The 17,638-nt window shown below is 67.8% G+C and carries 17 protein-coding genes; 12 read left to right on the top strand and 5 right to left on the bottom strand.

Going from position 1 to position 17,638, the window contains the following annotated elements; genetic code table 11:
- Positions 1 to 87: 87 nt before the first annotated feature.
- On the top strand, positions 88 to 804 hold the full coding sequence (locus tag EV650_RS38405) for a PH domain-containing protein (RefSeq protein WP_134124155.1): 717 nt from the start codon (positions 88 to 90) through the stop codon (positions 802 to 804).
- Here EV650_RS38405 and EV650_RS38410 read toward each other — a convergent pair.
- The 4 genes from EV650_RS38410 to EV650_RS38425 all read right to left on the bottom strand — a co-directional run bounded on the left by EV650_RS38410 (position 801) and on the right by EV650_RS38425 (position 3,672).
- Positions 801 to 2,042, bottom strand: coding sequence for an RNA polymerase sigma factor (locus EV650_RS38410; RefSeq protein WP_238174752.1), 1,242 nt, complete (start codon positions 2,040 to 2,042; stop codon positions 801 to 803). The two genes, EV650_RS38405 and EV650_RS38410, sit on opposite strands and share 4 nt — an antisense overlap.
- 5 nt (positions 2,043 to 2,047) lie before the next feature.
- Positions 2,048 to 2,395, bottom strand: coding sequence for a YciI family protein (locus EV650_RS38415; protein WP_134124156.1), 348 nt, complete (start codon positions 2,393 to 2,395; stop codon positions 2,048 to 2,050).
- A gap of 76 nt (positions 2,396 to 2,471) precedes the next feature.
- On the bottom strand, positions 2,472 to 3,194 hold the full coding sequence (locus tag EV650_RS38420; RefSeq protein ID WP_134124157.1) for a maleylpyruvate isomerase family mycothiol-dependent enzyme: 723 nt from the start codon (positions 3,192 to 3,194) through the stop codon (positions 2,472 to 2,474).
- A 31-nt stretch (positions 3,195 to 3,225) separates the two neighbouring features.
- Complete coding sequence (locus tag EV650_RS38425; protein ID WP_134124158.1) at positions 3,226 to 3,672, bottom strand: DUF4231 domain-containing protein; 447 nt, start codon at positions 3,670 to 3,672, stop codon at positions 3,226 to 3,228.
- Between the two features lie 32 nt (positions 3,673 to 3,704).
- On the opposite strand from EV650_RS38425, the gene EV650_RS38430 reads away from it, so the two are divergent.
- The 11 genes from EV650_RS38430 to EV650_RS38480 all read left to right on the top strand — a co-directional run bounded on the left by EV650_RS38430 (position 3,705) and on the right by EV650_RS38480 (position 17,167).
- Positions 3,705 to 4,208 carry a MarR family winged helix-turn-helix transcriptional regulator gene (locus EV650_RS38430; protein ID WP_134124159.1) on the top strand — a complete coding sequence of 168 codons (504 nt, stop codon included), beginning with the start codon at positions 3,705 to 3,707 and terminating at the stop codon, positions 4,206 to 4,208.
- A 157-nt stretch (positions 4,209 to 4,365) separates the two neighbouring features.
- Positions 4,366 to 5,964, top strand: coding sequence for a peptide ABC transporter substrate-binding protein (locus EV650_RS38435; protein WP_134124160.1), 1,599 nt, complete (start codon positions 4,366 to 4,368; stop codon positions 5,962 to 5,964).
- Positions 5,964 to 7,340 carry a M14 family zinc carboxypeptidase gene (locus EV650_RS38440; protein ID WP_134124161.1) on the top strand — a complete coding sequence of 459 codons (1,377 nt, stop codon included), beginning with the start codon at positions 5,964 to 5,966 and terminating at the stop codon, positions 7,338 to 7,340. The genes EV650_RS38435 and EV650_RS38440 overlap by 1 nt, the downstream gene beginning before the upstream one ends.
- Positions 7,340 to 8,266, top strand: coding sequence for an ABC transporter permease (locus EV650_RS38445; RefSeq protein ID WP_134124162.1), 927 nt, complete (start codon positions 7,340 to 7,342; stop codon positions 8,264 to 8,266). Before EV650_RS38440 ends, EV650_RS38445 begins: the two co-directional genes overlap by 1 nt.
- Positions 8,259 to 9,140, top strand: coding sequence for an ABC transporter permease (locus EV650_RS38450; RefSeq protein WP_134124163.1), 882 nt, complete (start codon positions 8,259 to 8,261; stop codon positions 9,138 to 9,140). Before EV650_RS38445 ends, EV650_RS38450 begins: the two co-directional genes overlap by 8 nt.
- Before the next feature lies 1 nt (position 9,141).
- The gene (locus tag EV650_RS38455) at positions 9,142 to 10,596 is read left to right on the top strand and encodes a serine hydrolase domain-containing protein (RefSeq protein ID WP_134124164.1); all 1,455 of its coding nucleotides are present in this window, start codon (positions 9,142 to 9,144) and stop codon (positions 10,594 to 10,596) included.
- The gene (locus tag EV650_RS38460) at positions 10,596 to 11,102 is read left to right on the top strand and encodes a GbsR/MarR family transcriptional regulator (protein ID WP_134124165.1); all 507 of its coding nucleotides are present in this window, start codon (positions 10,596 to 10,598) and stop codon (positions 11,100 to 11,102) included. Before EV650_RS38455 ends, EV650_RS38460 begins: the two co-directional genes overlap by 1 nt.
- The gene (locus tag EV650_RS38465; protein WP_134124166.1) at positions 11,099 to 12,730 is read left to right on the top strand and encodes a dipeptide ABC transporter ATP-binding protein; all 1,632 of its coding nucleotides are present in this window, start codon (positions 11,099 to 11,101) and stop codon (positions 12,728 to 12,730) included. The genes EV650_RS38460 and EV650_RS38465 overlap by 4 nt, the downstream gene beginning before the upstream one ends.
- A gap of 57 nt (positions 12,731 to 12,787) precedes the next feature.
- Positions 12,788 to 14,461 carry a coenzyme B12-dependent isobutyryl-CoA mutase large subunit gene (gene icmA / locus EV650_RS38470; RefSeq protein ID WP_134124167.1) on the top strand — a complete coding sequence of 558 codons (1,674 nt, stop codon included), beginning with the start codon at positions 12,788 to 12,790 and terminating at the stop codon, positions 14,459 to 14,461.
- Positions 14,382 to 16,181, top strand: coding sequence for an NAD-binding protein (locus tag EV650_RS38475; RefSeq protein WP_238174753.1), 1,800 nt, complete (start codon positions 14,382 to 14,384; stop codon positions 16,179 to 16,181). The genes icmA and EV650_RS38475 overlap by 80 nt, the downstream gene beginning before the upstream one ends.
- 53 nt (positions 16,182 to 16,234) lie before the next feature.
- Positions 16,235 to 17,167, top strand: coding sequence for a tetratricopeptide repeat protein (locus EV650_RS38480; protein WP_134124168.1), 933 nt, complete (start codon positions 16,235 to 16,237; stop codon positions 17,165 to 17,167).
- Here EV650_RS38480 and EV650_RS38485 read toward each other — a convergent pair.
- Positions 17,164 to 17,610 carry a MarR family winged helix-turn-helix transcriptional regulator gene (locus tag EV650_RS38485; protein WP_202875308.1) on the bottom strand — a complete coding sequence of 149 codons (447 nt, stop codon included), beginning with the start codon at positions 17,608 to 17,610 and terminating at the stop codon, positions 17,164 to 17,166. The two genes, EV650_RS38480 and EV650_RS38485, sit on opposite strands and share 4 nt — an antisense overlap.
- Positions 17,611 to 17,638: the final 28 nt, after the last annotated feature.

Below are 17,638 nucleotides of genomic sequence, written 5' to 3' on the forward strand. Positions count from 1 at the left end.
TAGACGTCTGAGTGTCCCGTTGCGAGCAATCGTGCGGGACACTTGGCTGTACGGGGTCACACAACAGCGTGTCAGGGGAGTGAGTGGATGGCCGGAATAGGCCTGTTCCGGATCTTCGACCCGAAGGTCCGGCGCCATCTGATCTCGGACGAGGGCGAGGTCGTCATCGACGAGGTCCGGCACCACTGGGTCGTGTTCACGGTGCCGATGCTCGAGGTCGTGCTCGCGGCGGCCCTGTTGCTGACGATGGCCACCACCAAGATCGGCGGGCAGCCGGTGCTGCTGGCGATCGTGCTGGTGCTGCTCGCGCACGCCTTCTGGCAGTTCCTCACCCAGCATCGAGACCGCTTCGTGGTCACCAACATGCGCGTCATGCGGATCCGCGGCGTCTTCTCCCAGACCGTCGCGACCACCCCGATCGCCCGGGTCCTGGACATCACGCTGAAGAAGCCGATCATCGGGCGGATGCTGGGCTACGGCCACTTCGTCTTCGAATCGGCCGCGCAGGACCAAGGCTTCCGCGAGATCAAGTGGGTCAGCCGGCCCGACGACCGCGACCTGACCATCCAGCGGGTCATCCAGCGCACCGGTCTGCGTGCCTCGGCGAGTGTCGACGTACTCAAGGGTGACGAGGACTCCGACGACGACGGCACCGGCCCGATCGGGATGGACTCGGCCCAAGAGGTCGCTACGACTACGGCGCCGATCACGACCACCACCGCACCCCAGGCCCGACCCTCGTCGTCTCCCTCCGCCACCAAGTCGATCTTCAACAGCGAACGAGGCAACTGGACCGACGACTAACCCTCGTCGGCGAGTTGCTGGAAGTAGTTCCTGCGGCGTTCTCGGTGTTGTCGCTCGGGATGGCTCGGCGGTGCTGTGTCGAGCGCTTGGTCCAGTTCGCGGACGGCTTCGGCGTAGCGGTGCTTGCGGGCGAGGAGTTCGCCGCGGATCGCGTGCCGGCGTGAGCTGGGTGGGATCGTGTCGAGGAGCTTGAGGGCGGCGTCGATCTCGCCGGTTTCGGCGATGGCGACGACTCGGGCCAGCTCGGATGCTGGACTGGGGGACACCTGGACCAGCAGGTCGTACAGGCGGACGATCTCGCGCCAGTCGGTGGCGGTATAGCTCGGAACGCGCGCGTGCTCGGCCGCGATCGCGGCCTGGAGCTGGTACGCGTCGGCCTGGCGGTCCGATCGCTCAAGAGAGTCGTTGAGAAGCTCGACGCCGCGGGCGATCAGGTCCTGGTCCCAGCGTGATCGGTCCTGGAGGTCGAGCGTCACCACCTCGCCGGACTCGTCGACGCGGGCCGGTCGCCGGGCCTCGGTGAGGAGGAGCAGGGCGAGGACCGCGGTCGGCGTGGGTTGGCCGGGCAGGAGTGTGTGCAGGAGCTCGGCCAGTCGGATCGCCTCCACGCAGAGATCGACGTCGTACGCCGCTTCGCCCTCGGAGGGAGCGTGGCCCGCGGTGTAGAGGCTGTGGATGACCGCACAGACCGCGGGGAGTCGATCGGGGAGATCCGCCTCCGCGGGAACCCGGTACGGGATGTGGGCGGCCTTGATCTTCTGGCGGGCGCGGACGAGCCGCTTCGTGGTGGCGACCTCGGTGGTGAGCAGGACCTCGGCGATCTGGGCGGCGGACAGACCGCAGAGAGTGCGGAGGGCGAGTGCCACCCGGGTCGGCGGGGACAGGGACGGGTGGCAGCAGGTGAAGATCAGGCGGAGGAGGTCGTCTTGCACAACGTCGTCCGGAGCTAGCGGATCCAGGCGGAGCTCGAGCAGCTCTGAGCCGTCGCGTTCTTTGTCGCCGCGGGCGCGCTCGCGGCGGATGATGTCGATCGCCTTCCGGCGGGCGGTCACGGTCAGCCAGGCGCGTGGTTCGGGCGGTACGCCGGTCACCGGCCAGGCACCGAGGGCCGCCAGCGCGGCCTCCTGGACGGCGTCCTCGGCGAGCTGGACGTCGCCGACGGTCCGGATCAGGGTGGCGAGGATCCGCGTCCCCTCGATCCGGATCGTCTCGGCAACCGCGCCATACCGCCCGCTCACGGAACCTACTTGGCGATGATGACCGGGCGGACCTCGACGGCCCCGCCCCACGCGGCCGGGATCTCGGCCGCGATCTTCACCGCTGCCTCGAGGTCCTCGGCCTCGATCAGGTAGTAGCCGGTGAGCGCTTCCTTCGTCTCGGCGTACGGTCCGTCGGTGGTGATCACCGGCCCGCCACGTGCCCCCTCGACCCGGACGACGGTCGCCGTCGAGGTCGGGTGCAGCACGGCGCTCGCCTTGACCTGGCCGGCGAAGTCCACGCCGAACCTCCGGTATTCGGCCAGCTCCTCGGCCTGCTCAGGCGCCCACCAGTCCACATCCGCGGTGTAGGTCAGTGCAAGATACTGCGGCATCGGAATCCTCCTTCTCGCTGAAACCACTGTGGTCTCTCGAGAAGGGAACGAACAGCCTGACCCGCAGAGGACATCGTCATTGGGTGGCTTCCGAGATCCGGCCGCGGAACGCGCGGACGACGTTCGGGTCGCCGACGCTCTGGATCGAATCCTCGCCCACCCGGCCCCACAGCCACAGGTAGATCGGCGCCGGGTCACCGAAGATCTCCGCCGCCGTGTCGCCCTCGGCGCCCTGCTGTACGTCGACAGTCGTGGCGTCGGCGCGGATCGTCCAGGACCGGCCGAGCGAGGTGATGCGGATCGTGGCGTCGATCGGGAACTCGGTGTCGCCCTCCTCCCACCACGGGCCGCCGAGGGTCGGGTACAGCACCTCGTCGATACCGTCGAGCGCCAGCTCGGGGTCGATCGGCGTGATCACGTCATGAGCCTGCTCGACGTCGATGCGGTGGACGAGGCTCTCGTGTGCCATCCGCCGGTACCAGAACGCGGAGGTCGAGTCGCGCGGGTCGAACGTCCATGTCTGCGTCTCGGTCCCCGCCGCCTCCAGCGCGGCGACGAGTGCGGTCCGCGCTTCGTCGTACCACTGGAGGGTTTCCCGGCCGGAGGACTCCGGCGGCCACGGGTCGGGACGGGCGCCGAGCTTCAGCACCTCGACCTTGTGGTCGTAGACCTGCGCGACATGGCGGACGACGTCGTCCACGGTCCAGCCCGGACAGCTGGGCACGGGCGCGTCGAGCCCCATCCGCGCCACCTCACCCAGCCGCGCGCTCTCGCCCTTCACGTGCTCCAGAAATCTCATGCACGCACCTTGTCAGATCCTTGGGACAGTTTCAGATACTGCGGGCCTTGAGCGCCTCCTCCCAGTTCGCGGTCTCCGATGAACTGATCTCGACCACCCGCTGGGTCAGCACCTTGCCGGCGTCCTCGGCGGTCGCGTACTGCCCGGCGCGCTGGACGTACAGCCACGCCTCGTTGCGCAGGTCTTCGGCGGTACGTCGGTAGGTCGGATAAGAGTCCTTGAACCCGAACAGCGTCCGGATTCCTTCGGCCAGCGCGATCACGCCGCCGAGCGAGGGCGCCGCCCATCTGGGTACGTCGAAGGCGACCGAGATCGCGATCAGCAGGGCGGCGACGAGCTGTATGACTCCGAGGCTGCGGTAGGCGAGACGGGCCCAGTTGGCCTGCCGGTTGTACCAGCGGAATCTGAGGCTGATCAGTTGCTCGGCCGGGGCGTCGGTTCCGAGGGCGGGGAAGTCCGAATCTCTGAGTTTCGACATGGTCTGCCTAGTGTCGGGCTAATCTTCGGCCCATGGCGAGGAAGAGCGCGTTGCCGTTCGATCCGATCGACGAGGCGTCCCGGCAGTGGGGGCGGCGGTGGGGTGCGGTCGAGCAGATGCGGGCCGTGACGTCGCTGATGCGGGCGCAGCAGATCGTGATCAACGAGCTGGACGAGATCCTCCGCAAGCACGGGCTGACGTTCGCGCGGTTCGAGGCGCTGGTGCTACTGACGTTCTCCCGGCGCGGGTCGTTGCCGCTCGGGAAGATGGGCGAGCGGCTGCAGGTGCACCCGACGTCGGTGACGTCGATCGTCCGCCGGCTCGAGGCGGCCGGACTGGTCACCCGTACGCCGCACCCTGACGACGGCCGGGCGATCCTGTGCGAGATCACCCAAGAGGGCCGTGACCTGGTCGAACGCGCCACTGCCGACCTGGTCGCCGCGGACTTCGCCGTCTCCGGCCTCACCGATGAGCAGCTCAAGATGCTCTGGACCGTGCTCGAACCGCTGCGCCACAACGCCGGAGACTTCGCCTGAGCTCACTGCTGAGCCTGGGAGTCGTGTTACGTCCACGCTAAAAGTTCATTTCCTACTGAAACTTCCCAAGGTTCCCTATTGCGCTACATGCTCCCGCCGTCCAGGATCGGGAGACAGTCGGCCCACCCTGCGGGCCGCGACGTAGCTGGAGGACCCCATGAAGCGTGCTGCCGCCGCTCTCCTCGCCGGCACCCTGGCTGGATCCATTGTCCTGGCAGGCTGTTCCGGAGGCGGCTCCGGTGGATCCGCCGACGGCGGGACCAAGTCTGTCTCGTACGCCGTCTCCGACCCGGTGACCCTGAACCCGGGCCGCCAGACGATCGCCTTCGCCCAGATCAAGGAACTGTTCTCGAGCCTCACCTTCATCAAGAGCGACGGCTCGCTGACCTACCTGAACGCCGAGTCGGTGAAGTCCACCGACGCCGTGCACTGGACCATCAAGCTCCGCCCGAACTGGACGTTCCACAACGGCGAGAAGGTCACCGCCGAGAGCTACGTCAAGGCGTGGGACACGGTCGCCTACGGCCCGAACGCCTGGGAGAACAGCGGCCAGCTGGTCAACATCGCCGGGTACGACGCGCTCAATCCGGCCAAGGGCAAGCCCACGACCACCAAGCTCTCCGGGCTGAAGGTGGTCGACGACCTCACCTTCACGGTGACGCTGAAGAGTGCGGACGGTCAGTTCCCGACCCAGTTGTCCCAGGCGCAGTCCGGGTTCTTCCCGATGCCGGAGGCGGCGTACAAGGACCTCGAAGGGTTCGCGAAGAAGCCGATCGGCAACGGGCCGTTCGAGATGGTCGACGCGTACACCGAGAACGAGCCGATGACGGTCAAGCGGTACGACGCCTACCAGGGTCCGAAGCCGACCGTCGACGAGATCGTCTTCAAGCCGTACACCGACATGACCACGGCGTACACCGACGTACAGGCCGGTAGTACCGACATCCTGTTCGTGCCCGCGTCCCGGATGGCGCAGGTGAAGAAGGACTTCGGCGACCGCGCGTATGTCTTCCAGGGCCTCGGCATGAACTATCTCGGCCTGCCCTTGTGGGACAAGCGGTACCAGGACATCCGGGTCCGGCAGGCGATCTCGATGGCGATCGACCGGCAGGCCGTCAGCAACGTGATCTACGGCGGCATCTGGGAGCCCGCGACCGCGCTCACCCCGCCGGGCGAGCCGGGGACGCCGGTCGGTCTCTGCGGCGACCTCTGCAAGTTCAACCCGACCAAGGCCAAGCAGCTCCTCGCCGAGGCCGGTGGCTTCACCGGCAAGATGGAGATCCGCTATCCGGGCGGCTCCGGTCTGGACGATCTCTACAACGCCTACGCCAACCAGCTCCGGCAGAACCTCGGGATCAAGGACGTCACCGCGACGCCGACCACCGACTTCCCGGAGTTCCAGAAGCTGCGCAACGACAAGAACCTGAGCGGCCCGTACTTCTCCCGCTGGGGCGCCCTCTACGCCAGCCAGCAGAACACGCTGCGGTCCTTCTACACCAAGGCGGGTGGCTGCGTGAACTGCATCCCCTACTACACCCCGCAGATCGAGCAGCTGATCGCCAAGGCGGATGCCGAGGTCGACCCGCAGAAGGCGATCCAGGGGTACGTCGACGTACAGAAGGCGATCCTGAAGGACTTCCCGGCGCCGCCGATGTTCTTCGAGAAGTACGCGTACGCGACCTCGGACCGGATCGCCAAGCTGGCCGAAGGTGCGGGCAGCCTCGAACTCGAGAACACCACCCTGGCGGACAGTTGATGGCGGCAACGAACGACGGCCTGCTCCAGGCGATCCTGGAGCGGGCCCACCGCGTCCCCGACCTCGCCCATTTCCCAGGCGTCGACGAGATCACCCAGCGCCTCGACGACCTCGCCGGCAAGCACCCGGACCTGATCACCAGCAGAAGGATCGGTACGTCGCGACTCGGCGACCCGATCACCATGTACTCGATCGGCACCGGCCCCGACGAGGCCCTCGTGTACGCCGGTGTGCACCCGAACGAACCGATCGGCTTCTGGACCGCGATCCGGCTGGCCGAGGACCTGTGCGCCGACGAGCAGCTCCGGACCGGGTGCCGCTGGAACATCATCGGCTGCATCGACCCCGACGGCACCCGGCTGAACGAGGGCTGGTTCGACGGCCCGTTCAACCGCGTGCACTGCCTCGAACACTTCTACCGCCCGGCCCCGGGCGAGCAGGTCGAATGGTCGTTCCCGTTCCAGTACAAGACGGCGTACTTCGATCAGGTGATGCCGGAGGCGTTCGCGCTGATGCGGGTGATCGACGAGCTGAAGCCGACGATCGCAGTCTCGCTGCACAACACCGAACTCGGCGGCGTGTACTACTACCTCACCAAGGAGCTCGACGGCCTCGTCGACGAGCTGCACGCGATCGCCGCGTCCTTCGAGCTTCCGCTCGAGCTCGGTGAGGCCGAGACTCCGGCTGCCCGGCCGATCGGTCCCGCGGTCTACGAGATGATCTCGGCCAAGGCGACGTACGACTATGCCGAGAGCCTCGGGATGACGCCGTACTCGTCGTCGGGTGGGTCGTCGGCGGAGTACGCCGAACGGCACGGGACGGTCAGCCTGGTCGCCGAGCTGCCGTACTGGACGCATCCTGCGAACGACGATCAGACCCCGAGCGATACGCCGTACGGCGAGCTGCTGGCCGAGATGGCCGATGCCCTGGGCAAGGACATCGAGGTGATGGTGGAGATCTTCGAGAGCGCCCGCCCGTATCTGTCCGACGATTCTCAGCTGGTCCGTGCGACCGCCGCTTTCCTTCCGTACTTGAGTAAACGGCCCGAACGTGACCGACTCCGGGCCGAGAAGGAAGACCCGGCGCGAATCGCGACGGTCGCGGAGAAGTTCGGGCTCACCGACATGCACCGGTCCCACCGGCTCCGGTTCGGCGGGATGTTGCTGCGGGCAATCGAAGGCGAGATCGGGCGCGGTAGCGCGGCCGCCGCGTTGCACCCGTTGGCCCAGCGGATGCGGTCGTTCTACCGCGAGTGGCAGGACGAGGCCGTCACCCTCGATCACGAGCTGCACACCGTTCCGATCAAGGATCTGGTCGGCGTCCAGTACGCCGCAACCCTCGCCCTGCTGGACGCCGTACGGCGAGAGGCGGGCTGATGTTGCGCTTCACAATCCGGCGGCTGATCGAGCTCGTGCTGGTGTTCTTCGGGGTGACGTTCGCGATCTACGCGGCGGTGTTCGCGCTGCCCGGTGATCCGATCTCCAGTCTCGGTGGCGATCAGCCGTTGTCGCCGGCCGTGGTCGAACGGATCCGGGATCTCTATCACCTGAACGATCCGCTGTGGTCGCAGTACCTGCGCTACCTCGGTCACCTGCTGACCGGCGACCTCGGTGTCGACTTCCGCGGCCGGTCGGTGGCCGAGCGTCTGGCCGCCCGGTGGCCGGTGACGATCCGGCTGGCGCTGACGGCCTGGGTGATCCAGGTCGTGATCGGCGTCGGTCTCGGCCTGGTCGCTGGGCTGCGGAAGAACACCTGGATCGACCGCGGCGTGCTGATCCTGACGATCCTGATCGCGTCGGTGCCGATCTTTGTGATGGCGGTGACGGCGCAGCTGGTGTTCGGAGTGAAGCTGTCACTGCTGCCGATCGCCGGCGTCAGCGACGGCTGGCCGGTGTCTTACTTGCTACCGGCAACGGTTCTGGCGATCTACGGTCTGGCCGCGGTGGCTCGGCTGACCCGGGGCAGCGTGATCGACACGATGAGCTCGGACTTCGTCCGCGCGCTGTGGGCGAAAGGGCTCAGCAGGCGTCGCGTGATCGGCGTACACGTACTGCGGAACTCGTCGATCCCGGTGCTGACGTACCTCGCGATCGACCTCGGCGCGTTGCTGGGTGGAGCCGTGGTGACGGAAGGGATCTTCAACCTGCCCGGGGTCGGTCAGCTGCTGTTCGAGTCGATCCGGGTGCACGAAGGGCCGACGGTGGTGGGGATCGCGACCGCGCTGATCCTGATCTTCCTGATCACCAGCGTGATCGTCGACCTGCTCAACTCCCTCCTCGACCCGAGGATCCGCCATGACTGATCAGGTACTTGCGCAAACCGTCGACGAGGATGTGCTGGCCGGGCGCGGTGTCTGGGCCACGGTCCGCCGCCGGGTGCTCTTCTGGCTTCCGCTCGGCGTCCTCGTCGTACTCGTGCTGATGGCTGTCTTCCCGCAGCTCTTCACCAGCACCGATCCGCGCGCCTGCGACATCTCCGCCAGCGCGCGCCCGTCCTCGCCCGGACACCCATTCGGCGAGGACCTGCAGGGCTGCGACATCTACGCGAACGTCGTCCACGGCGCCCGCGCGTCCCTGTCGGTCGGCCTGGTCTGCACTCTGATCGCCCTCGTGATCGCCGTACTCGTGGGAACTATCGCCGGGTACGTCGGCGGCTGGGCGGACTCGGTCCTGGCCCGGCTGACCGATGTGTTCCTCGGATTCCCGTTCCTGCTCGGCGCGATCGTCGTACTGAACAGCCTGGGCAAGCGGTCGGTGCTGTCGGTCTCGCTGGTACTCGCGGTGTTCTCCTGGCCGACGCTGGCCCGGATGGTGCGTACGACGGTCCGCGCGACCAGGGACGCGGAGTACGTCCAGGCCGCGAAGGCGATGGGCTTCCCGATCCGGCGGATCCTCACGCACTACGTGCTGCCGAACGCGATCGGCCCGGTGCTCGCGGTCGCGACGCTGACCGTCGGCGGCGTGATCGTCGCCGAGTCGACACTGACCTTCCTCGGCCTCGGCCTGCGCGCACCGTCGATCTCCTGGGGCCTGCAACTTGCCACCGCACAGTCGCGATTCCAGCAGGCACCGCACACACTGATCTATCCGGGGATCTTCCTCGCCGCGACGGTACTGAGCCTGATCACCCTCGGCGACGTACTCCGCGACGCGGTGAACCCGAAGGGACGCTCCTGAAATGACCATCAATCAAAGAACGGACACCGCCTTGTCCTACGATCTCGAAACCGCCCGCGAAGCAGCGCCTGCGATCCAGAGCTGGCTCGACTACCAACGTCGCTACCTGAGAACCCCTGGGGTGCAGGCTGCGATCCGGGTCGGTGACGAACTGGTCTTCTCGACAGCGCTCGGCCACAGCGACGAGGTGGCCGGGACGCCGCTGCGGACGGACCACCTGTTCCGGATCGCGTCGCACAGCAAGACCTTCACCGCGACCTCGATTCTGCAGCTCGTCGAGCAGGGCAAGGTCCGCCTGGACGACCCGATCGACACCCACGTCCCCGAACTCGCCGGCAGCGACCTCGCGTCGGTCACCGTGCGCGAGTTGCTCGGTCACCAGGGCGGTGTGATCCGCGACGGCGTCGACAAGGACTTCTGGCAGCTGATGGACCCGTTCCCGGACCGGGCCGCGCTGATCGCGTTGTGCCTGTCCGACGGCCAGATCTTCGAGCCCAACGAGTACTTCAAGTACACCAACGTCGGCTACTCCCTGCTCGGCCTGGTGATCGAGTCCGCGAGCGGATCGTCGTACGGCGACTATGTCGCGGCCAACATCGTCGATCGGCTCGGACTGAGCAACACCGGCGCGGAGTGGGATCCGGAGCGCGCCGATCAGTTCGCCGGTGGACATACCGGACTGCTCGACGGGAGCGACGTCCGTGAGGTCATCCCGCACGTCGACACCCGCTCGATGGCCGCGGCGACCGGATTCTACTCGACCGCCGAGGACATGACGAGGTACGGCGCCGCGCACTACTTCGGAGCCGACGAGTTGGTGACCGACGCGAGCAAGCGACTGCTGCAGCGCGACGAGAGCCTGGTCAAGCCGCACGGCCAGGAGGTCGGCCGGTACGGGCTCGGGATGATCATCAACACGATCGGCGACCGGCGGCTGGTCGGTCACAGCGGCGGGTACCCGGGTCACATCACCCGGACCTTCATCGACCCCGTCGACCAGATCGTCGTCTCGGTGCTGACCAACTGCATCGGCGGGCCGGCCGAGCAACTGGCGATCGGTGTGGTGAAGCTGCTCAACCTCGCCGCTCAGAACTCGACCGAGCAGGCGGCTAGTGACATCGACCTGCGGAAGTTCTGCGGGACCTTCGCCAACCTGATGGGCGTGCTGAGCATCTCGCTGCTCGGCGGCCGGCTGGTCGCGTTCTTCCCGGCGGCACCGGATCCGACCGCGAGCTACGAGGAGCTCCAGGTCGTCGACGAGAACACGCTGGCTGTCGTCCCCGCGCCGGGGTTCGGGTCGATCGGCGAGAAGGTCGAGTACACCTGGGACGCGGACGGGCAGCCGTCGACGGTCCGGTACGGCGGCAGCACGCGGTGGCCGGTCGAGGAGTTCCGGGCCCGACGGACGGCGCAGATCGCGGAGGCCGACGTACATCAGTTGGCAAGGAGGCCTTGATGACCACTGACGACGATGCGTGGGAGGAGGACTCCCGTCGCGCGGACTTCGTCGAACAGTTCGCCCTGCTGAGAGAGCTGGCCGGCTCACCGCGGATGGAGGGCCGGGTGCTCGGCTATCTGATGGTGAGCAACAAGCCGTACGTGTCGTCGGCCGAACTGGCCCGGGCGTTGTCGGCCAGCGCCGGATCGATCTCCAGCACCACCCGGCGGCTGATCGACCTCGGGTTCATCGCGCGGCACGCCGTACCAGGCGATCGCAGTCACTACTTCAAGGTCGACGACGACGTGTGGGGCAGCTTCCTGGCCGGCGAACGCAGGTCGCTGGGCAAGCAGCGGCAGATCTTCGAGGACATGCTCGCCGAGCTGCCCGAGGGGATGGACGGTCCGCGGAAGCGGCTGCGGAACGCGCGCAACTACATGGAGTGGCTCGCGTCGTACCACCGCAAGATGCTGGCGGATTGGGAAGACTACAAGGGCAAACTCGACGCGGAGGAAGGCGAGTGAGCGACCAGGTTCTCTCCTTCGAAGACTTGACCGTCGACTTCGAGGTCGGCGGTACGACGCATCGCGCGGTGGACAAGGTGAGCTTCGGAGTCCAGCCGGGCGAGGTCCTCGCGGTCGTCGGCGAGTCGGGATCCGGCAAGAGCGTCACCGCGCTCGCGGCACTCGGTCTGCTGCCGTCGAACGCCTCCGTCGGCGGCCGGATCAGCTTCGGCGGCGACGACGTACTGTCGATGTCGCGTTCGGAGCTGACCACACTGCGCGGGCGACGGATCGCGATGATCTTCCAGGATCCGGTCGGTGCGCTCGACCCGGTGTTCACGATCGGCGCGCAGCTGGTCGAGATGATTCGCACCCATCAGCCGGCGCTGTCCCGCGGCGAGGCCCGGGAGCGAGCGCTCGAGCTGTTGCGGATGGTCGAGATCCCCGAGACGCGGTTCAAGTACTACCCGCATCAGCTGTCGGGCGGTCAGTGCCAGCGGGTGATGATCGCGATCGCGGTCGCGTGCGACCCCGAGCTGCTGATCGCGGACGAGCCGACGACGGCCCTCGATGTCACCGTGCAGCAGGAGGTTCTCGACGTACTGCTCGCGATGCGGTCGAAGATCTCCGGCTCGATCATGATCATCACCCACGACATGGGTGTGGTCGCGGATGTGGCCGATCGGGTCGTTGTGATGCGCAAGGGGGCGGTGGTCGAGACGGCCGAGGTGCATGAGCTGTTCGACCATCCGACGCAGCCTTATACCCAAGCGTTGCTGGACGCTGTACCTCGCGGAGGTTTGCGTGCCGAGGCTCCAGCGGACAGCGCGTCCGATACCGCTCCTGCGCTGTCCATCGAGGACCTCGTGGTCGAGTATCGCGGTCGTCGGGGCAGGACGGTGCGCGCCGTGGATCACGTGGACCTGGTGCTCAACCCGGGCGAGATCACCGGCCTGGTGGGGGAGTCGGGGTCGGGCAAGTCGACCATCGGCAAGTCTGTTCTCGGCCTCGCGCCGATCACCTCGGGTGAGGTCCGGGTCGCCGGTCAGGCTCTCACCAAGGCGTCGTCCGCGGACGTTCGTCAGACCCGCGCCCGGATCGGTGTCGTGTTCCAGAACCCGGCCGGCTCGCTGAACCCACGCGCCACGATTGGGCAGTCCATCGGCGAACCCCTCGCCGTACACCGTGGTGTCCGAGGCACCGAGCTGCGCGGGCGGGTCGAGGAGTTGCTGGACAGCGTCGAGCTGCCGCGGGCGTGGGCCGGTCGCTATCCACATGAGCTCTCCGGCGGTCAGCGTCAGCGCGTTTCGATCGCCCGGGCGATCTCCCTCGATCCCGACCTGCTGATCGCGGACGAACCGACGTCCGCTCTCGACGTCTCGGTCCAGGCGACCGTCCTCGAGTTGCTTCGTTCGATTCAGGACCGGCTCCATTTCGCCTGTCTCTTCATCAGTCACGACCTCGCCGTGGTGGACCAGGTCTGCGACCGGGTCGCCGTGATGAGCCAGGGCCGCCTGATCGAACAAGGCGATCGCGAGTCGGTCCTGCGCGATCCCCAGGACGCCTACACCGTCCGCCTGCTCGCGGCCGCTCCCGTCCCGGATCCGCGCGAGCAGGCGCGTCGAAGAGGTATCCGGCTGGCCGGATAGTTGGAAATAGTTGGACGTCCTAGTATTTTGGGAGCACCCCTCTAGGAGGTCTGACTGATGGATGCCGAGCGGATTGCGGCCGGCCGGAGCCGGTGGCAGCAGCGGTACGACGCGGCGCGGAAGCGGGAGGCGGACTTCACCACGCTGTCCGGCACCGAGATCGAGCCCGCCTACGGGCCGCCCGAGGGTGTCGACGACCCGCGGATGGAGCGGATCGGCTGGCCGGGTGAGTTCCCGTTCACCCGCGGGCTGTACGCGACCGGGTACCGCGGCCGGACCTGGACGATCCGTCAGTTCGCCGGCTTCGGCAACGCCGAGCAGACCAACGAGCGGTACCGGATGATCCTCAACGGCGGTGGCGGCGGCCTGTCGGTCGCGTTCGACATGCCGACGCTGATGGGCCGCGACTCCGACGAGCCGAAGTCGCTCGGCGAGGTCGGGCACTGCGGCGTCGCGATCGACTCGGCCGTCGACATGGACCGGCTGTTCAAGGACATCCCGTTGCAGGACGTCACGACGTCGATGACGATCTCCGGCCCCGCCGTACCGGCGTTCTGCATGTACCTGGTCGCGGCCGAGCGGCAGGGCGCGGACATCACCAAGCTCAACGGGACGCTGCAGACCGACATCTTCAAGGAGTACATCGCGCAGAAGGAGTGGCTCTTCCCGCCGGAGCCGCATCTGCGCCTGATCGGCGACCTGATGGAGTACTGCGCGACCACCATTCCGGCGTACAAGCCGCTCAGTGTGTCGGGGTACCACATCCGTGAGGCCGGCTCGACGGCCGCGCAGGAGCTCGCCTACACGCTCGCCGACGGGTTCGGGTACGTCGAGCTCGGGCTGTCCCGCGGTCTCGACGTCGACGTGTTCGCGCCCGGCCTGTCGTTCTTCTTCGACAGTCACCTGGACTTCTTCGAGGAGATCGCGAAGTTCCGCGCGGCCCGCCGGATCTGGGCCCGCTGGCTGCGCGACGTGTACGGCGCTCGCACCGAGAAGGCGCAGTGGCTGCGGTTCCACACCCAGACCGCGGGCGTGTCGCTGACCGCACAGCAGCCCTACAACAACGTCGTACGCACGGCTGTCGAGGCGCTGGCCGCGATCCTCGGCGGGACGAACTCGCTGCACACCAACGCGCTCGACGAGACGCTGGCGCTGCCGTCGGAGGAGTCGGCCGAGATCGCGCTGCGGACGCAGTCGGTGCTGATGGAGGAGGTCGGGGTCACCAACGTCGCAGACCCGCTCGGCGGATCCTGGTACGTCGAGGCGCTGACCGACCAGATCGAGGCCGAGGCCGAGCAGATCTTCGCGCGGATCAAGGAGATGAGCCCGGACGGGACGATGACGGCCGGCATCCTGCGCGGTATCGAGGACGGCTGGTTCATGGCCGAGATCGCCGACGCCGCTTTCGAGTACCAGCAGAAGCTCGAGAAGGGCGAGAAGAAGATCGTCGGCGTGAACACGCTGACCGACACCGTGTCCGGCGAGCTGGAGATCCTCCGGGTCTCGCACGAGGTCGAAGTCGAGCAGTGCCGGGTCCTCGCGGAGCGCAAGGCACACCGTGACGAGGACCAGGTACGGCGTACGCTGTCGGCTCTGGTCGAGGCGGCCAGGGGCACTGGCAACCTGATCGAACCCATGCTGGAGGCTGTGCGTGCGGAGGCCACGATGGGGGAAATCTGTCACGTTCTTCGGGAAGAGTGGGGCGAGTACCGAGAGCCTGCTCGATTCTGAGGAGCAGGCACAGCCGGAACAGTCCAGCGCGGTAGCAGCAGCCGTCGGCCCTGCTGACGGACGCCCGGTGCTGGTCTGCGGCTCGGACCGGACGATGCTCCGGGTGGTCACCGAACTGGTCGGCTCGGGCGAGCGGGTGACAGCGATCGTCAACCCCGCCTCCCGTCATTACGAGCGGATCGGCGAGCTGGGGCCGACCATGGTGCGCGCCCCGGTGATCAGCGAGTCGTTGCTGCGGCGGGCCGGGATCGACGCCAAGGAAGGCACGCCGTCGACCGCGCGCGCCCTGGTCCTGCTGGACACCGATGACGTCCACAACGTGCACACCGCCCTGACCGCGCGGGACATGGATCCGCAGCTGCGGATCATCGTCCAGATGGTCAACCCGCGGCTGGGCAAGCAGATGAACAGCCTGCTCGGCGACTGCGTGGTGATCAACGGGCCGTCGCTGGCGGCCCCGGCGTTCGTCTCGGACGCGCTGGAGGACGACGAGCTGACCTGGCTCGATCTCGGCGGCCGCCGGCTGGTGGCCGGTCAGGCCGACCTGATCCGGGAGCCGCATCTGACCGTGCTTGCGGACACGACCTCGTCCGCGACGCCTGAGCTGCTGCCGACGTCCAGCGCCGATCCGGAGGGCGACATCGTCCTCGGCACCGGCGTACGCGCGGTCTTCCGAAGCCGCGACGTACGTCCGGCCGGCTGGTTCATGGCGGTCCGCGACATCCTCGACACCCGGGTCCGGAAGATCGCCGCGGTGATGGCGTTCCTGATCGCGGCCGGGACCGGGGTGATTCATTTCTTCGGCGGCATCGAGTGGTGGCGGGCGCTGTACCTTGCCGCCGGCGTGGTGACGTCGGCCGGGATCGACGACGACCGGTTCAACGACGCGCAGCCGTGGGTGAAGGTCAGCGCGGTGCTGGTCCAGCTGACCGGGATCGTGCTGATGGCGTTGCTGACCGCGGTCGTGGTCGACTCGCTGATCGGTGCGCGACTGTCGCGGATCATCGGCGGTGTCCGCGGCCGGCCGCGCAACCATGTGGTGGTGTGCGGCCTCGGTACGGTCGGCTCCCGGGTGCTCGAGATTCTCACCGAGCGCGGGGTCCCGGTGGTCGGCGTCGACCAGGACGACGACGCGCCTGGCATCCAGACTGCGCACCGGTTGCGGATCCCAGTGGTGATCGGGGACAGCAGCAACGAGGAGACACTGCGGTCGGCCGGCGTGCAGCGGTGCCAGTCGGTGCTCGCGATCACCGACGGCGACATCACCAACCTGGAGTGCGCGATCATGGCCCGGGACCTGAACCCGGACGCCCGGATCACGATGCGGATGTTCGACCACGACCTGGCGCAGCGGGTCGAGCGCCGGCTCGGGCTCGGCCACAGCCGGTCGGTGTCGATGCTGGTCGCGCCGGAGATCGCTGCCGCGGTGGCGAACCGGCGCAGCCAGGTGACCGTCCTGGCCGGCCGCCGCGTGCTCCTACTGACCGAGGTGACCGTCGAGTCCGGGTCGGTCGCGGCTGATCGGCGGCTTGGTGAACTGGACGAGGCCGGTGGCCTGCGGGTGCTGGCGCGGCAGGACCTCGGGGGAGCCTGGGACTGGCGCCCGTCGCCGGAGCGCAAGATCCGGCCGGGCGACCGGATTGCGGTCGCGGGCACCCGGAGTGGGCTGGCGCGACTGTTGATGGCGACCCGGGGGCAGCAGAGTTCGGCCGCGTCGTAGAGGATAGACCTTGTGAACGTAGTAGGTACTGCGCACGGAATGCGAGGACAGTGGTGAGCCAGTCCAACTTCTCCCGTCCCGGGGCGATCGATCTGTCGGCCCTGCGCAAGCCGGCCGGTGCTCCAGGAGCGCCAGCCGCTCAGGGTGGTGGCGCCGCAGCCGGGGGGCTGTATGTGCTGAACGTCAGCGAGGCGAACTTCCAGGCCGACGTGATCGAGCGCTCCATTCAGGCGCCGGTGGTGGTCGAGCTTTGGTCGCCGCGCTCTCAGGGGTCGAACGCGCTCGGTGCGGTGATGATCCAGCTGTCGACCGAGTACGCCGGGAAGTTCCTGCTGGCGCGGGTCGACGTCGACGCGAACCCGCAGGTGGCCCAGGCATTCGGCGTACAGGCGGTGCCTGTGGTGATCGCGATCCTGCGCGGTCAGCCGGTGCCGTTGTTCCAGGGCGTCCTTGGTGAGCCCGAGGTGCGGCAGTACCTCGATCAGTTGCTGACTGTGGCGGTGGCTAACGGCATCACTGGGCGGGCTGAGCCGGTCGGCTCGGCTGTTGAGGCTGACGGCGACGAGGAAGAGGCGCCGAACCCGCGGTACGAGGCGGCCGAGAACGCGGTCGCTGCGGGTGACTTGGACGGCGCCATCGCGGCGTACGAGGAGCTGCTCAAGGAGACGCCGGCCGACGCCGAGGCGAAGTCCGGGCTGGCTCGGGTGCAGTTGGTGAAGCGCACCCAGGACGTGCCGGCCGACGTACGGACGCGTGCTGCTGACAACCCGACGGACGTCGAGGCGCAGATGCTGGTCGCCGACGTCGACCTGATGGGTGGGCATGTCGACGACGCGTTCGCGCGGCTGATCAGCACGGTCCAGGCGACTGCGGGCGATGAGCGGAACACGGTACGGCTGCACCTGCTGGAGCTCTTCGAGGTCGTCGGTGCCGATGACGAGCGGGTGATCAAGGCTCGTCGGCGGCTGATGGCTGCGCTGTTCTAGCTCTTGAGGATCGGGTCTGTTGTCAGACTCTCCGAAACTCGGGCGAGGAGGGCGCGGAGTGTGTCCGCCTCCTCCTCGCTGAACGCTGCGGCCAGCCGGCGCTCGACGGCGGCGGCCCGTTTGTCCGCCTGATCTAGGGCCTTGCGGCCGGCTGCGGTCGGGCGCGTCTCGATCACGTGCTTGTGCAGTGGATGCGGCGTCCGCTCGATCAGGCCGGCCGACTCCAGATTGCGCAGGATTGTCGTCATCGTCTGTGGCGTGACCAGACAGCGACGGGCCAGCTCGGCGGCCGAGATCCCCGGCTGCTCGTCCAGCACGAACAGGGCGGCGTACTGCGGCACCGTCAGCCCGGCCGGCTTCACAGCGGCCGACTTCGCCGCCTGGAGCTCCTGCTCGACCCGCTTGAGGTGACTACCGAGCCGTTCCTCGAAGGACATCCGCATAAGGACCATCGTACGAACGGCGTCGATG

Source organism: Kribbella kalugense, assembly GCF_004365875.1.
In the GTDB taxonomy this organism is placed as follows: domain Bacteria; phylum Actinomycetota; class Actinomycetes; order Propionibacteriales; family Kribbellaceae; genus Kribbella; species Kribbella kalugense.

Bases quoted from the DNA above. Each gene is read 5' to 3' on its own strand.
- EV650_RS38455 (WP_134124164.1), top strand. From the start codon at position 9,142: ATGACCATCAATCAAAGAACGGACACCGCCTTGTCCTACGATCTCGAA.
- EV650_RS38485 (WP_202875308.1), bottom strand. From the start codon at position 17,610: ATGCGGATGTCCTTCGAGGAACGGCTCGGTAGTCACCTCAAGCGGGTC.
- EV650_RS38430 (WP_134124159.1), top strand. From the start codon at position 3,705: ATGGCGAGGAAGAGCGCGTTGCCGTTCGATCCGATCGACGAGGCGTCC.
- EV650_RS38450 (WP_134124163.1), top strand. From the start codon at position 8,259: ATGACTGATCAGGTACTTGCGCAAACCGTCGACGAGGATGTGCTGGCC.
- EV650_RS38445 (WP_134124162.1), top strand. From the start codon at position 7,340: ATGTTGCGCTTCACAATCCGGCGGCTGATCGAGCTCGTGCTGGTGTTC.
- EV650_RS38440 (WP_134124161.1), top strand. From the start codon at position 5,964: ATGGCGGCAACGAACGACGGCCTGCTCCAGGCGATCCTGGAGCGGGCC.
- icmA (WP_134124167.1), top strand. From the start codon at position 12,788: ATGGATGCCGAGCGGATTGCGGCCGGCCGGAGCCGGTGGCAGCAGCGG.
- EV650_RS38415 (WP_134124156.1), bottom strand. From the start codon at position 2,395: ATGCCGCAGTATCTTGCACTGACCTACACCGCGGATGTGGACTGGTGG.
- EV650_RS38420 (WP_134124157.1), bottom strand. From the start codon at position 3,194: ATGAGATTTCTGGAGCACGTGAAGGGCGAGAGCGCGCGGCTGGGTGAG.
- EV650_RS38425 (WP_134124158.1), bottom strand. From the start codon at position 3,672: ATGTCGAAACTCAGAGATTCGGACTTCCCCGCCCTCGGAACCGACGCC.
- EV650_RS38435 (WP_134124160.1), top strand. From the start codon at position 4,366: ATGAAGCGTGCTGCCGCCGCTCTCCTCGCCGGCACCCTGGCTGGATCC.
- EV650_RS38405 (WP_134124155.1), top strand. From the start codon at position 88: ATGGCCGGAATAGGCCTGTTCCGGATCTTCGACCCGAAGGTCCGGCGC.
- EV650_RS38460 (WP_134124165.1), top strand. From the start codon at position 10,596: ATGACCACTGACGACGATGCGTGGGAGGAGGACTCCCGTCGCGCGGAC.